A 12,854-nucleotide genomic window follows, 5' to 3' on the forward strand; every position below is an offset into this window, starting at 1 on the left:
CTGCAGCACCTAGGCGGTTCAGCGGCTCCGTGCATCGGCAGGAAAGTAGCTTTTGCCCAGGCGCAGGGCGACGTGGACCAGCAGAATCAGCACGGGCACTTCCACCAGCGGGCCGATAACAGCCGCGAAGGCTACCGGGGAAGCCAGCCCGAACGCCGCGATCGCCACGGCGATGGCCAGTTCGAAGTTGTTGCCTGCTGCGGTGAACGCGATCGCGGTGGTGCGGGGGTAGTCTTTGGCGATCAGCTTGCCCATGAAGAAACTGATGACAAACTGGATGATGAAGTACAACGTCAGCGGGATCGCGATGCGTACCGCGTCCATCGGAATCCTCAGCACATCGCCGCCCTTCAGGCTGAACATCGCCACGATGGTAAACAGCAGTGCGGCGAGGGTTACCGGGCTGATGGCGGGCAGGAACGTCTCTTCATACCATTGCACGCCCATGCGCGCCTTCAACCATCGGCGGGTGAGGAAGCTCGCCAGGAACGGGATACCAAGGTAGATCAGAACAGCCTCGGCGATGGTCCAGAAACTGACATCGATGACGCTGCCCTGCAGACCGAACACCGGCGGCAACCAGGACAGGAAGAACCACGCGTAGACGCTGAACAGCGCAATCTGGAAGATCGAGTTGAATGCCACCAGCCCAGCGACGTACTGGCCGTCACCGCGGGCAAGCTGATTCCAGACCAGCACCATGGCGATGCAGCGTGCCAGCCCGATCAGGATCAGGCCGGTCATGTACTCGGGGTAATCGCGCAGGAACAGCACGGCCAGGCCGAACATCAGGAACGGACCGACGATCCAGTTCTGCAGCAGCGAGAGCATCAGTACCCGTTTGTCGGCGAAGACCCGCGGCAGTTCCTCGTACTTCACCTTGGCCAGCGGCGGATACATCATCAGGATCAGACCAATCGCGATCGGGATGTTGGTCGACCCTATGGAGAGGCTGTTCAACGCGCTGGGCACACCCTCGAACAACGCCCCCATACCAACGCCGAGTGCCATGGCGGCGAAGATCCAGAGCGTGAGATACCGGTCCAGGAAGGACAGGCGGGAGGTATCAGTGGTCATGGGGATTTCCGGAAGGACGGTCAGTTGATCTGTGCGATCGGGTCGAGCCGGGCCTTGAGGGCCTCGCTGTCATCCCAGACGCGATCGGAGATCTCCAGGAAGGCCCTCAGGCGCGCCTTGATGATCTGGTGCGCGCGATCGAAGGCTTCGGCTTTCTCTCCGTCCGAGCCTTCAACGCCGGCCGGATCGAACAGGCCCCAGTGCACCCGTACAAAGTCGCCGAACACTACCGGGCATGCCTCGACCGCCGCGCTGTCGCAGACGGTGACGATCAGATCCATCGGCGCGGCATCCGCTTCGGCGAACTCGTCCCACGACTTGCTGCGAAGGCCGTCCACTGGGAAACCCTCGCGCTGCAACTGAGCAATGGCAAACGGGTTGACACGGCCGGCCGGCTGGCTGCCGGCGCTGAAGGACTCGTAGCGGTCTTGGCCCCACTTTTTCAGGGTCGATTCGGCCAACACACTGCGAGCGGAATTACCGGTACACAAGAACAGGACGCGACGGGTCATCTGAGCGATCTCTAAGGTGGGTTGGTCAGCAGCCTGCGGGGCGTTCACAGGCCTGTTCGTCGGCACAGCAGTTTTCAGTGAGGTAGGCCACCAGCTCGTTCATTGCCACGAACTCGGCCCGGTAGCAGATGGTCCGGCCACGTTGCTCGGCGCTGATCAGTCCCGCAGCCAGCAGTTCCTTCAGGTGGAAGGAGAGCGTCGCGCCAGGCAAGCAGAGCGTCTGGGCAATGTCACCGGCCAGCTTGCCGCCGCTGCCGGCCTGTACCAGCAGGCGGAAGATCGACAGGCGGGTGGCGTGGCCCAGGGCAGCAAGAGCGTGGGTTGCAGTGTTATGTTCCATAATTCTAGAATAATGGAATCGATATCGCAGGACAACCCCGTGCAGCAGATCCCCAACGTGGTCCCAGGTGCCTTGGACATCCCGACGGCCACCAAGCTCAACGACCCGGCGGCGCAGCCGCACCGCCCGCGCATCCTGATCCTGTACGGCTCGCTGCGGCCTCAGTCGTTCAGCCGCAAGCTGGCGCTGGAGGCGCAGCGGCTGCTGGAACAGCTCGGGGCGGAAACCCGCCTGTTCGATCCACACGAGCTGCCGATGCTTGACTCGGTGCCAGCCACCCACCCAAAGGTGCAGGAGCTGCGCCAGGCCTCGCTGTGGTCGGAGGGCCACGTGTGGGTCAGCCCGGAACGCCATGGCACCCTTACCGCGGTATTCAAGAACCAGATCGACTGGCTGCCACTGGAAGAGGGCGGCGTGCGCCCCACCCAAGGCCGCACGCTGGCCGTGATGCAGGTCTGCGGCGGTTCGCAGTCGTTCAACGTCGTCAACGCGCTGCGTGTGCTCGGCCGGTGGATGCGGATGGTGACGATCCCCAACCAGTCCTCGGTCGCCAAGGCCTGGCAGGAGTTCGACGACGAAGGTCGAATGAAGCCTTCGGCGTACTACGATCGCGTGGTGGACGTCATGGAGGAACTGGTCAAGTTCACCCTGCTGGTGCGTGGGCGCAGCGACTACCTGGTGGACCGTTACAGCGAGCGCAAGGGGGCCATCGAGGCGGCGGCGCTGGCGGCCGCTGCAGGGGTGGTGGAAACTGTTTTTAACGAGGAGGAAAGTGCGTGAACGCGGTCATCTACCACAACCCCAAGTGCGGCACCTCGCGCAACACTCTGGCGATGATCCGCTTCGCCGGGATCGAGCCGGAAGTGATCGACTACCTGGCCCACCCGCCCAGCCGCGCGCGCCTGGTCGACCTCATTAGGGCCGCGGGCTTGAGCGTGCGCGACGCCATCCGCCAGAAGGGCACTCCTTATGACGAGCTAGCACTGGGCGATGCGGCACTGAGCGACGACGCGTTGCTTGATGCCATGCTGGCGCACCCAATACTCATCAATCGTCCTTTCGTGCAAACCGATAATGGCACGCGCCTGTGCCGGCCTTCCGAACTGGTGCTGGATATCCTGCCGAAGCTTCCCGGACCATTCCGGAAGGAAGATGGAGAGTTGGTGGCCGAGCACAGGGGAGGCCCGGCGACCTAATCTGGGTGCTGGGCCGGGCTGGCCGCCTTTGAGAACAACCGGAGATCCTGCCCCATGCCGACGCTCCATCCCGCAAAAAGCGAAAGTGCGTGGCGTGACTTTCTGGTGTTCCTATGACTGGGACTGACCTCGTTCGGTGGCCCGATTGCCCATCTGAGCTACTTCCGCCTCGAGTTTGTCGAGCGCCGCCGGTGGCTGACGGACCGTAGCTACTCGGATCTGGTGGCCTTGTGCCAGTTGCTTCCAGGCCCAGCCAAGCAGCCAGGTTGGGGTGTTGCTGGGCTTGGCCCGCGCCGGCTGGCTTGGCCTGCTGGCCGCCTGGGCAGGTTAATCGCATGGGTCAGGTCGCGTTGGCGCTGCACCAGTTCGGCTACGCGCGCCGCCATGCGGTTGGAATGTTCGATGATGACCCGGATCTGCGAGCGCGGCGAGATCGGGCAGCGTCGAATCCCCGCTAGGAAGCGGATCCTGCCAGATCGGAGGGCAGCTGTCGGCCAGAAGTGGATACTGCAATCATTGCTGCCTGAGCCCACTCTCCAAAGGCAAGGGGGAGCGCCTGCTGTTCGCCCGCTGTCACATCAACTGCGACTAGCTGAAATCTTTGATCGCCTACCTGGCAGGGCATTGCGCGCACCAGCATCCTGTTCGATCTGATGACTAATGATTCTCAGGACTTGCTGCGGTACCGGTGTGCGGCTACCTCGCTATCACTACTTGATCAGGAAGTCATTCAGTGATTTTCCACTTGCTACCAGCTCGGCTATCCATCGCGGTTGCCGCCCTCGACCGGACCACGTCTGGCCGCGCACTGCAGGATTGCGGTACTTGGGAGCGATCTTGGACACTGTCGATTTGGCAGGCCTCCGATCACCTCGCTTCTTGGCGGTTTCGGAGGGCACGATCACTGAAGCGCCGTAGAGTTCCTCTATCGTGTATCCATGATCCTTGACGTACTTGTTGATCTTGGCGCGCATCGCTGTGGCCTTAGGGCGTGACAGCACCTTGGACTGCTGCTTCTCCGCCTGAGCAATCAGTGAGCGAAGCTCCTTGGCAGAAAGGCCGCTGATATCAATAGTCATGAATTCTTCCCCGATGTCGAGGCCCTAGCCTATTCTCAAATGACATTGCGTGTCACTCCATGTCCACTATGAGTCGCTCAATCTCAGGATCGACTACTAAAAAGTGGATCGTGTTAGCTACTCTCTCACTACACATGATTTTCACGTGGCATATGGACCTGAGGACTAAAGACGCGTCGTGAGTGATTGCTGTGGCGTCGCCAAGAGTTCTTTGAGATCGCCAGTTTGAGGCATTGGATGAATCGACGTTAGACTCAAGCGCTTTCCGTAGCAGATCAGGGAGGCAAGGCGCATAACCGTGAGATCAATTCCCTTCATTGTCGCTGCCGCGTTGGCGGGAACTTCGCTGGCTGCAGATGCTTCTGAGGATAACCTCCATAGAGATCCTTACTTTGATCCAGGAGGCGCCGTCAGGTTCAACTATGGCTGGCTCGACTACGGGCCGTCCAGCCGCCTGCAGCTTGAACTGATGCGTGCAGACCTTGACGCTGGAACCGGACCGTTTTCCTTCTCTGCCCAATACCGCTGGTACGATGGCTTCGACGCCGTGCATCACGCCTACGCGGGCTGGCAGTTCTCCGATGCTACCCAGCTCAAGGCAGGTATCCAGCAAGTCCCGTTCGGGCTGCTCCCCACCGTTTCGCAGAGTTTCTGGTTCGGCTCCGGCTACTACCTGGGCATCGAGGATGATTACGATCCGGGCCTTGTGGTGATTCACCGCAGCGGCAGCACAACTTGGCATCTTGGCTGGTTCTCCGGAGACGAATACGGGTCCGGGGCTCGCTACGATCGCTACTCCTTTGATGTCGCGCAGACCGAGGCGTTGCCGTATCGCGAGCGGCAACGACTGCATGCACGCGTGGAGAGCGCGCGCGACTGGGGCGGCGGCGAACTGTTGCTGGGCGCATCAGCGTTTGCTGGCAAGGTGCAGAACACTCAGACACGGCGTCAATACGGTCATCAGGGCGCGGCCCTCCACGCACAGTGGCAGCGCGATGGTTGGACCGCGCAGTTGCAGTGGGCGCGGTACCGGTATGACGTGCCCGGAGATCGCATCGCAATGTCGGCGTTCCAATCCCCCTTCCAGGTTGCAGCGCAGGCGGATGTGCCAAGCGCCAACATCGCCTATTCGTTCGGCCAGAAGGGCTGGCTGGATGACATCACCTGCTATAACAACCTCAGCATGACCCGCCCGGTCGGGCACCGCGCGGGCCTTCGTGATTCGTGGCAGAACGTGACCGGTTGCAGCCTGCAGAAAGGCATCATGCTCACCTATGTCGACTGGATCGCTGGCCGCAACATGTGGTTTGCCGGTGGTGATGGTATCGGCATCGACGAGGGAGGTCCTTCCCGCTGGCATTCACGGCTGAACTTCAACATCGGCTTCTACTTCTGATCGGCCTCGCGCAAGCCAGAGGCTTCTTCACCCAACAACACGGAGGTATCCATGCAGAGCACGGCTCCGCAACATCCCCCCGTTCGCCAGCGGATTCTTCTGCAGGTGTTCATTCCCACGGCAGCCATCGTCATCGCGCTGCTGGCGCTTGCTGCCATCGCGCCCGATATAGCCACGCGGTGGTTCACCGCGGCCAAGTCATGGGCTGCCAATGATGCAGGCTGGTTCACCATCCTTGCGGTGGCCGGCTTCCTGGTCTTCGTCGTCGGCGTCGCCATCAGCAGTTACGGCCGCATCAAACTCGGCCCTGACCACAGTACGCCGGACTACAGCTACGGCTCCTGGTTCGCCATGTTGTTCGCTGCCGGCATGGGCATCGGTCTGATGTTCTTCGGCGTTGCCGAGCCCATCATGCACTACGCCACGCCGCCGGTCGGCTCGCCCGAGTCGGCCGCAGCTGCCCGCCAGGCCATGCGCATCACCTTCTTCCACTGGGGCATCCACGCATGGGCGATCTACGCAGTGGTAGCGCTGTCGCTGGCGTACTTTGCCTACCGGCACAATCTCCCGCTGCGTGTCCGATCCGCACTGTATCCGCTCATCGGCGATCGTATCCACGGCCCGTTGGGGCATGCTGTAGACACGTTCGCCGCGCTAGGTACCATCTTCGGCCTGGCCACCTCGCTGGGGCTGGGCGTCATGCAGATCAACGCCGGCCTGAACTACCTGTTCGGCCTGGAGGTCAGTACGCTCGTCCAGGTTGGCTTGATCACCGTCATCACACTGGTGGCGACCGGCTCGGTCGTGGCTGGCCTGGACAGCGGCGTACGCAGGCTGTCCGAGCTCAACATGATCCTGGCGGCGGCGCTGCTGGCCTTCGTGCTGGTCTGTGGACCCACCGTTCACCTGATGCAGGCGCTGGTGCAGAACACCGGCATGTACGTTTCCCAGCTGTTCTCGATGACCTTCAACCTTTATGCCTACGAACCCACTGGTTGGCTGGGTGGCTGGACGCTGTTCTACTGGGGCTGGTGGATTGCGTGGTCGCCCTTCGTTGGCATGTTCATCGCGCGCATCTCACGTGGACGCACCGTCCGTGAGTTCGTGGTGGGGGTGCTGCTCGTACCGCTTGGCTTCACATTCCTGTGGATGACCATCTACGGCAACACCGCGTTGCACATGGTGCGGGCGGAGGGCATACAGCAGTTGGTGCAGGCGGTCTCAACCGACAGCTCGATGGCGCTCTTCGAGTTCCTGGAGCACCTGCCGCTGACCATGCTGACCTCTTCGCTGGCGGTCATCCTGGTTGCGCTGTTCTTCGTAACCTCAGCTGACTCCGGTGCCCTGGTAATCGACATGCTCACCTCGAAGGGTGAGCAGGAATCCCCGGTCTGGCAGCGGATCTTCTGGGCGCTGCTGGTCGGCGGCCTGGCGATTGCATTGCTGGTGGCTGGCGGGCTGGAATCGTTGCAGGCTGCCACCATTGCCAGCGCGTTGCCATTTACGATCGTCATGATCCTGATGTGCTGGGGACTGCTGAAGGCCATGCATCTGGATGCCACCAAGCGCTCGATCCTGCGCGAGGCACGTATCCTACCGGGTACCAGCGAGGATTGGCGGGCGCGCCTGCGCCTGCTGGCGCACAACCCGTTGAAGATCGAGGTGACCGGCTTCATCGAGCAGCGCGTCATTCCTGCATTGGAAGAGGTTGCCGCTGAGCTTCGCAAGCAGGATCTGCCGGTCCAGGTCTCCAAGGGAGAGGATGGTCGTGCGTGGCTACAGGTTGGCCATGGCGAGGAGATGGACTTCTTCTACTCCGTACGGCCCCAGCCCTATGAGCCGCCGACGTTCGCCCTGCAGGATCCCCGTCGGCCGGTCAGCGAGGGTACCCGTCATTACCGTGCGGAGGTCTATCTGCGGGAGGGCGGGCAGGACTACGACGTCATGGGATGGACCAAGGTTCAACTCATCCACGATGTGCTCGATCAATACGAGCGCCACCGTCAGTTCCTGGACAAGGTGCGCTCGTAGAATCTGCACACAGATGCCGCCCGGAGTAGCGGCATCTGCCTTGGGTCGGGCATGACCCTGCGTTGACGTGGCCTCGGCGCCCGGCCGTGCTATTGATGGTCGAACTTCCCAGGAAGTAGCCCATGCTCACCAGATTGAGGCTTGCAGCCAGCAAAGTTACAAAGCGGATGTGGTTCCGCTCGACCCTGTATGGCGCCCTAGGCATCATCACGGCGTTGGCGGGCGCGTTCCTGAAGTTCCTCATTCCCGTCGGCCTAGCCGCACGGATCGGCGCAGATTCCGTCGGCAACATTCTTGGCATTCTTGCCGCGTCGATGCTGACGGTAACCACCTTCTCGCTGTCCACCATGGTCTCGGCATACGGGTCCGCGTCCAGCAGCGCCACCCCGCGCGCGGCCCGCCTGCTGATCGAAGACACCCGGGCCCAAGGTGCGCTGGCCACCTTCATTGGTGCCTTCCTGTTCTCGATCGTGGGCCTCATCGCGCTCAGCACCGGCATCTACGGGGACAGCGGCCGGCTTGTGCTGTTCGGGGCAACCATCGCGGTCATCATTGTCATCACAGTGACGTTGCTCAGGGCTATCGAGCAGTTCTCACGCTTTGGCCGCGTTGGCGAAACCATCGATCTGGTGGAGCGGGCGACCAAAGCGGCAATGAAGCGCCGCGCCGCGGAGCCTCGGCTCGGCGGAGCCACTGCTGTCCCGGTAGGGGAGGGGGCGGTACTGCTGGTTGGCGATCAGGTTGCCTACGTTGAACATGTGGACGTCGCCCGGATCGACGGCATTGCACAGGAACATGATCTGCGCGTTCATCTGCTCTGCCAGCCGGGTACGTTCGCAACTCCGGCCCGTCCCTTGATAGCCATCGAGGGAAATCCACTTCCGGACGTGCGGAGTGAAGTGATCTCAGCCATTTCCTTTAGCGACGCGCGCTCCATCGAAAATGACCCACGGTTCGGGCTGGTCGTGCTTGCGGAAATTGCCCAGCGAGCCATGTCACCTGCGGTGAACGACCCTGGGACCTGCATCGACGTCATCGGGACATGTGTCAGGCTGCTCTGTGCATGGTCCAGCCACGCAGGGGACGCTGCGACAGGCGAGGTGCTGTATCCGCGCGTGCACGTGCAGTGTCTCGACGTACGCGACATGTTTGAGGACGCGTTCACTCCGATTGCCAGGGATGCCGCCGCGTCCCTGGAGGTCAGTATCCGGCTGCAGAAGGCCTTCGCAGCGTTGGCAGGGTCCTCGAATGAAGCGACAAGAGTCGCATCACAGGCGCATGCCCGCATCGCGTTGGAGCGCGGCCTATTGGCCATGGATTTCGAAGCTGATCGCGAGGCGCTTCGAGCCGTCGCATCTTATTTGACTCTGGAAGATGTGGACCACCGTTCGTAGTGTCTTCCTATCAAAGCCTTTGAAGCGCTGCGCTGGCTATCAGTGCTCGGCTGTGGTCTGGAGCACATCCGGTCAGCTCACCTTCCACAGCATGTATGCGGCAGTAATGAAGATCAGTACTGCAAATACCGTGTTCAGAGCTCCACGATAGTTGGCAAGCTTCGTCGAAATTGCTGCTCCTGCAGTACCGCCAGCCATCCCGGCAACGACGAACACTGCCGCGAGCTTCCAGTTGATCAGGCCTGCATGCGCGTAGTTCAGTGCGGTGGTCATGCCGAATGCGGCGACGGCGAGGAGCGAGCTTCCGACTGCGGCAATGATCGGCATTCCCGTCGCGGCCACAAGTGCGGGCACGATGAGGAAACCTCCGCCAATGCCAAAGAAGCCAGAAAGCCCACCGGCAGTGGCGCCCAGCCCAATCAGTGCGGGTGCATTGCGCCTGCCGAGCCGAGCGTCCGCGAAGCCAAGCGTGTTGCGCCTGCGAAGCATGGCGATGCCGACAATGACCATGACCACAGCAAACAGAGCCAGCAGTCTCTTGCCGTCGAACGCCTTGCCCAAGCTGGAACCCAGGTAGGCGCCCGCGATCCCCGCCAAGGCGAAGACCGAGGCACAGGGCCAGCGAACATTCCCTTTACGGGCATGCATCACCAGATTCGACACCGCATTGACCGCCACTGCCAGGGCGCTGGTGCCGATAGCCACATGCGGATCTTCCACCCCGACCGCGTAGAGCATCAGTGGTACCGCAAGGATGGATCCGCCCCCACCAACCACGCCAAGGACGAAGCCGACCAGGACGCCAGACAGGCCGCCCAGCGCCCACTGCAGCATAGATAGCGTTTCCATATGTCAGTCGGCGGACGCCGGACCTTGCTGCAGCCGTGTTGCGATGGAGGAAAGGTCGTAGCCTGCGTCCGAAGCAACAGACAGGACGTCAGCAAATGCCGCTCCATTGTGAACGACTTCCGACAGCGCCCACAGCATCGCAGCACGGGTGCCGGTTCTGCAGTACGCGACAACAGGGCGTGGCAGCGCGTCGATCAACTTGGCAAAGGTATGCACCTGATCATCGGTAATGACACCAGGCACTACCGGAAGATAGGCAAACTGCATGCCCGCCTGGTCGCAGGCAGCCTGCAGCGCATGGTGACTGGGCTGCTCCGGCTGTTCGTCGTCGGGCCGGTTGCAGATCACGCTCGCAAAGGCCTGCTCCTTCAGGGCTTCAATGTCCTTTGGCAGGAGCTGACCGGACACCTTGAGGCTGGCAGAGAGTGGCTTGAGGTTCATGGTTGTCCCGTAGTTGCGGTGGGGCGATGAATGAGGCCATGCAGGAGCACGCCAGCGATCATTGCCGTGGCAAAGATGATCGCGAAGGGCTGGCCGGTTCCCAGCAACGCGATGGCCGGGCCGGGACACACTCCGGCCAGTCCCCAACCCAGGCCGAATATCGCCGCACCGATGACCAGGCGCCGATCGATGATGCGAAGGGTGGGAATGTGCAGCGATGCGGCAAGCAGTGGTGTTCCTCGGGCGCGTATCCACAGGTAGGCTGCGCCGGAAGGAATCAGTGCGCCCAGCATGACCAGCGCCAGGGAGGGGTCCCAGGCGTCGCTCACATCCAGGAAAGCAAGCACGCGGGCTGGGTTGGCCATATCGGATACGACCAGGCCCAATCCGAAGAGTGCGCCGCACAGGAACGCGGCAAGACGGATCATGCCGGGCCTCCGGTCGCAATCTGTACCAGGGTTGCCGTGGCCATGCCCACGAGCATGAACACGCAGGTCGCCACCACCGAACGCGGCGATGCCCGGCCTAGTCCGCAGACACCGTGCCCACTGGTACAGCCAGCGCCAAGGCGAGTTCCGTAACCCACCAGCAGTCCGGCAATCACCAATACCACTGCTCCGTTTGCGGAGAGCGCCGGCAGGGGTATGGGCCTGGCCACCATTGCCAAGCCTGACGCCAGGGCAAGTCCCGCCAGGAACAGGGCAGCACTGCTGCGTCCGCCGTCACCCGGCATGCCCAGTGTCCTGGCAAGCAGACCCGAGATGCCAGCAACGCGCCCGAGAAGGAGTAGATAGGCTCCGGCCGCTGTTCCGATCATGGCACCGCCAGCGAGCGGCCAATACCAGGCCAGATGAGAGAGCGTCATAGCAGGTCCATCGGCAGCTTGAGGTAGCGCACGCCGTTTTCTTCGGGTTCGGGCAGATGGCCGGCGCACATGTTGACCTGCACTGACGGCAGGATCAGCCGTGGCATCGGAAGCGTGGCATCACGAGCCTCCCGCAGTTCCACGAACATGGCTTCACTCACGCCCTCGTGCACATGCATGTTTGTTGTCCTTTCGGCACCGATGGTTGTTTCCCATGCGAAATGGTCCCGGCCGGTGGCTTTGTAGTCATGGCACAGGAATACGCGGGCGGCGTCGGGCAGGGACAGCAGGCGCTGGATCGAGCGATACAACTGGCGCGCCGAGCCACCTGGAAAGTCGCATCGGGCGGTGCCGTAGTCCGGCATGAACAGCGTGTCTCCAGGAAATACGGCGTCGCCGATCACGTACGCCAGACAAGCGGGGGTATGGCCTGGCACGTGCAGCGACATCGCGTGCAGATTACCGATGCGGAAGGAGGCACCGTCGGCGAACAGGCGATCGAACTGGCTGCCATCCCGCTTGAATGCAGTGCCGGCGTTGAAGACCTTGCCGAAGGTTTCCTGGACTGCGGTGATGTGTTCGCCAATAGCCAGCGCGCCTCCCACCTGCTCCTGCAGCCATGGAGCCGCGGACAGGTGGTCGGCATGCGCGTGGGTTTCCAGCAACCATTGCACCTGTAGGCGCTCGGCCCGCACGTAGTCCACCAACGCCGATGCGGAGGCAGTGGAGGTGCGGGCTGCGGCCATGTCGAAGTCAAGGACGCTGTCGATGATGGCGCACGCTGAAGAAGATGGATCGCGTACGACGTGACTGGCAGTGAAAGTGGCAGGATCGAAGAAGGTCTTTACATGAGGCGAGGGGAGCAGGCCGGCACGGGCATCGTTGACGACGCGGACAGCCTGCTCCAAGGGGGCGTCTACCGCTACGGATTGGTTCACGACTGGCTCCGGGGGGATTGGTTGCTTAATCCTTACATAGTTACATAAGGTGTGCAACTATAGAAGCATGCTAGACTGGGCGCCTTCCCCATGGTGTTTGCATCACATCACCCGGCCAAGTTGCCCTTACCCGTGACCAGCCCCCCATTCAGCCCGTCAGACCTAGCCACGATGAAGGAGCGCGTGCCCGAAGTGGCCGAGTTGCTGCGCTTCATGGCCACTCCCTCCCGCCTGTTGCTGCTGTGCCAGCTCGCCCAAGGTGAAATGACGGTGAGCGGACTGGAGGACGCCACCGGCATCCGACAGCCGGCGCTCTCTCAGCAACTGGCCGAACTCCGCCAACGAAAGCTTGTAGCGACCCGACGGGAATCGCGGTCGATCGTCTACCGCATGGCAGACCCGCGCGTTGCAGCACTGCTGGGCGCGATGCATGGGATCTTCTGTGCGGACGATACATCAACTTGAAGTGGCCTAAGGCGTCTAGAAGGGACGGGCTAGACTCACTGACCTAGGGGAATTTAGGCCATCGGCGTAGTCTGCCCCAAAACCAATTGACCGCAGCAGGCTCGAGGTCTGCTGCGGCCTAGGGATGTTTATCAGGGATGGGGTGGATGTCTGCTTATGGCCGAAAGCGGACGTTGGGCCGGCGGGTAGGCCAGCGGCTCTGCTGTCCAATTACCGGAACATTGAGAACTTCGCTGCCGAGCGGGCCCCACACCGTCCGATTGAATTCCCA

16 protein-coding genes are annotated in these 12,854 nt (G+C 62.0%); 7 read left to right on the top strand and 9 right to left on the bottom strand.

Going from position 1 to position 12,854, the window contains the following annotated elements:
- Nucleotides 1–18: 18 nt before the first annotated feature.
- From arsB to AC5P5V_RS05435, 3 genes are read right to left on the bottom strand one after another with little or no spacing between them, the layout of a single operon-like run.
- Entirely contained in the window at nt 19–1,077 is a 1,059-nt protein-coding gene (gene arsB, locus AC5P5V_RS05425) for an ACR3 family arsenite efflux transporter (protein WP_134967891.1), read from the bottom strand.
- 20 nt (nt 1,078–1,097) lie between these two features.
- On the bottom strand, nt 1,098–1,589 hold the full coding sequence (locus tag AC5P5V_RS05430) for an arsenate reductase ArsC (protein ID WP_134967890.1): 492 nt from the start codon (nt 1,587–1,589) through the stop codon (nt 1,098–1,100).
- Between the two features lie 25 nt (nt 1,590–1,614).
- Nucleotides 1,615–1,929, bottom strand: coding sequence for an ArsR/SmtB family transcription factor (locus tag AC5P5V_RS05435; protein WP_005420865.1), 315 nt, complete (start codon nt 1,927–1,929; stop codon nt 1,615–1,617).
- A gap of 39 nt (nt 1,930–1,968) precedes the next feature.
- Here AC5P5V_RS05435 and arsH point away from each other — a divergent pair, with 39 nt between their 5' ends.
- The 3 genes from arsH (at nt 1,969) to AC5P5V_RS05450 (ending at nt 3,779) form a co-directional block, all read left to right on the top strand.
- Entirely contained in the window at nt 1,969–2,709 is a 741-nt protein-coding gene (arsH, locus tag AC5P5V_RS05440) for an arsenical resistance protein ArsH (RefSeq protein WP_134967889.1), read from the top strand.
- On the top strand, nt 2,706–3,125 hold the full coding sequence (gene arsC / locus AC5P5V_RS05445) for an arsenate reductase (glutaredoxin) (protein WP_065178723.1): 420 nt from the start codon (nt 2,706–2,708) through the stop codon (nt 3,123–3,125). The genes arsH and arsC overlap by 4 nt, the downstream gene beginning before the upstream one ends.
- A gap of 153 nt (nt 3,126–3,278) precedes the next feature.
- Nucleotides 3,279–3,779 (top strand): chromate transporter, encoded by a 501-nt coding sequence (locus tag AC5P5V_RS05450; protein ID WP_495215828.1) that lies wholly within the window; start codon nt 3,279–3,281, stop codon nt 3,777–3,779.
- Nucleotides 3,780–3,835: 56 nt separating this feature from the next.
- On the opposite strand, the gene AC5P5V_RS05455 is transcribed toward AC5P5V_RS05450, so the two are convergent.
- Nucleotides 3,836–4,204 (bottom strand): H-NS histone family protein, encoded by a 369-nt coding sequence (locus tag AC5P5V_RS05455; protein ID WP_134967888.1) that lies wholly within the window; start codon nt 4,202–4,204, stop codon nt 3,836–3,838.
- Nucleotides 4,205–4,502: 298 nt separating this feature from the next.
- Here AC5P5V_RS05455 and AC5P5V_RS05460 point away from each other — a divergent pair, with 298 nt between their 5' ends.
- The 3 genes from AC5P5V_RS05460 (at nt 4,503) to AC5P5V_RS05470 (ending at nt 9,025) form a co-directional block, all read left to right on the top strand.
- Nucleotides 4,503–5,600 (top strand): hypothetical protein, encoded by a 1,098-nt coding sequence (locus AC5P5V_RS05460; RefSeq protein ID WP_134967887.1) that lies wholly within the window; start codon nt 4,503–4,505, stop codon nt 5,598–5,600.
- A 51-nt stretch (nt 5,601–5,651) separates the two neighbouring features.
- Nucleotides 5,652–7,631 carry a BCCT family transporter gene (locus AC5P5V_RS05465; protein ID WP_134967886.1) on the top strand — a complete coding sequence of 660 codons (1,980 nt, stop codon included), beginning with the start codon at nt 5,652–5,654 and terminating at the stop codon, nt 7,629–7,631.
- Nucleotides 7,632–7,753: 122 nt separating this feature from the next.
- A complete protein-coding gene (locus AC5P5V_RS05470; RefSeq protein ID WP_134967885.1) occupies nt 7,754–9,025 on the top strand; it encodes a DUF2254 domain-containing protein in 1,272 nt (423 codons plus the stop codon).
- Between the two features lie 72 nt (nt 9,026–9,097).
- Here AC5P5V_RS05470 and AC5P5V_RS05475 read toward each other — a convergent pair whose 3' ends face one another.
- Genes AC5P5V_RS05475 through AC5P5V_RS05495 form a run of 5 tightly spaced genes read right to left on the bottom strand, consistent with a single transcriptional unit; the run spans nt 9,098 to nt 12,046 of the window.
- Nucleotides 9,098–9,859: a sulfite exporter TauE/SafE family protein gene (locus AC5P5V_RS05475; RefSeq protein ID WP_134967884.1), complete on the bottom strand. Its 762-nt coding sequence runs from the start codon at nt 9,857–9,859 to the stop codon at nt 9,098–9,100.
- A gap of 18 nt (nt 9,860–9,877) precedes the next feature.
- Nucleotides 9,878–10,315, bottom strand: coding sequence for a protein tyrosine phosphatase family protein (locus tag AC5P5V_RS05480; protein WP_005420843.1), 438 nt, complete (start codon nt 10,313–10,315; stop codon nt 9,878–9,880).
- Nucleotides 10,312–10,743 (bottom strand): DUF6691 family protein, encoded by a 432-nt coding sequence (locus AC5P5V_RS05485; protein WP_005420840.1) that lies wholly within the window; start codon nt 10,741–10,743, stop codon nt 10,312–10,314. Before AC5P5V_RS05485 ends, AC5P5V_RS05480 begins: the two co-directional genes overlap by 4 nt.
- A complete protein-coding gene (locus AC5P5V_RS05490) occupies nt 10,740–11,180 on the bottom strand; it encodes a YeeE/YedE family protein (protein WP_005420838.1) in 441 nt (146 codons plus the stop codon). Before AC5P5V_RS05490 ends, AC5P5V_RS05485 begins: the two co-directional genes overlap by 4 nt.
- A complete protein-coding gene (locus AC5P5V_RS05495; protein ID WP_231352771.1) occupies nt 11,177–12,046 on the bottom strand; it encodes an MBL fold metallo-hydrolase in 870 nt (289 codons plus the stop codon). The genes AC5P5V_RS05490 and AC5P5V_RS05495 overlap by 4 nt, the downstream gene beginning before the upstream one ends.
- A gap of 243 nt (nt 12,047–12,289) precedes the next feature.
- Here AC5P5V_RS05495 and AC5P5V_RS05500 point away from each other — a divergent pair, with 243 nt between their 5' ends.
- Entirely contained in the window at nt 12,290–12,583 is a 294-nt protein-coding gene (locus tag AC5P5V_RS05500; RefSeq protein WP_021202108.1) for an ArsR/SmtB family transcription factor, read from the top strand.
- The last annotated feature ends 271 nt before the right edge of the window (nt 12,584–12,854 follow it).

This window comes from Stenotrophomonas sp. YJH_SMC_130 (genome assembly GCF_059369035.1).

Bases quoted from the DNA above. Each gene is read 5' to 3' on its own strand.
- arsB (WP_134967891.1), bottom strand. From the start codon at position 1,077: ATGACCACTGATACCTCCCGCCTGTCCTTCCTGGACCGGTATCTCACG.
- AC5P5V_RS05430 (WP_134967890.1), bottom strand. From the start codon at position 1,589: ATGACCCGTCGCGTCCTGTTCTTGTGTACCGGTAATTCCGCTCGCAGT.
- AC5P5V_RS05435 (WP_005420865.1), bottom strand. From the start codon at position 1,929: ATGGAACATAACACTGCAACCCACGCTCTTGCTGCCCTGGGCCACGCC.
- AC5P5V_RS05455 (WP_134967888.1), bottom strand. From the start codon at position 4,204: ATGACTATTGATATCAGCGGCCTTTCTGCCAAGGAGCTTCGCTCACTG.
- AC5P5V_RS05465 (WP_134967886.1), top strand. From the start codon at position 5,652: ATGCAGAGCACGGCTCCGCAACATCCCCCCGTTCGCCAGCGGATTCTT.
- AC5P5V_RS05470 (WP_134967885.1), top strand. From the start codon at position 7,754: ATGCTCACCAGATTGAGGCTTGCAGCCAGCAAAGTTACAAAGCGGATG.
- AC5P5V_RS05475 (WP_134967884.1), bottom strand. From the start codon at position 9,859: ATGCTGCAGTGGGCGCTGGGCGGCCTGTCTGGCGTCCTGGTCGGCTTC.
- AC5P5V_RS05480 (WP_005420843.1), bottom strand. From the start codon at position 10,315: ATGAACCTCAAGCCACTCTCTGCCAGCCTCAAGGTGTCCGGTCAGCTC.
- AC5P5V_RS05485 (WP_005420840.1), bottom strand. From the start codon at position 10,743: ATGATCCGTCTTGCCGCGTTCCTGTGCGGCGCACTCTTCGGATTGGGC.
- AC5P5V_RS05490 (WP_005420838.1), bottom strand. From the start codon at position 11,180: ATGACGCTCTCTCATCTGGCCTGGTATTGGCCGCTCGCTGGCGGTGCC.
- AC5P5V_RS05500 (WP_021202108.1), top strand. From the start codon at position 12,290: ATGAAGGAGCGCGTGCCCGAAGTGGCCGAGTTGCTGCGCTTCATGGCC.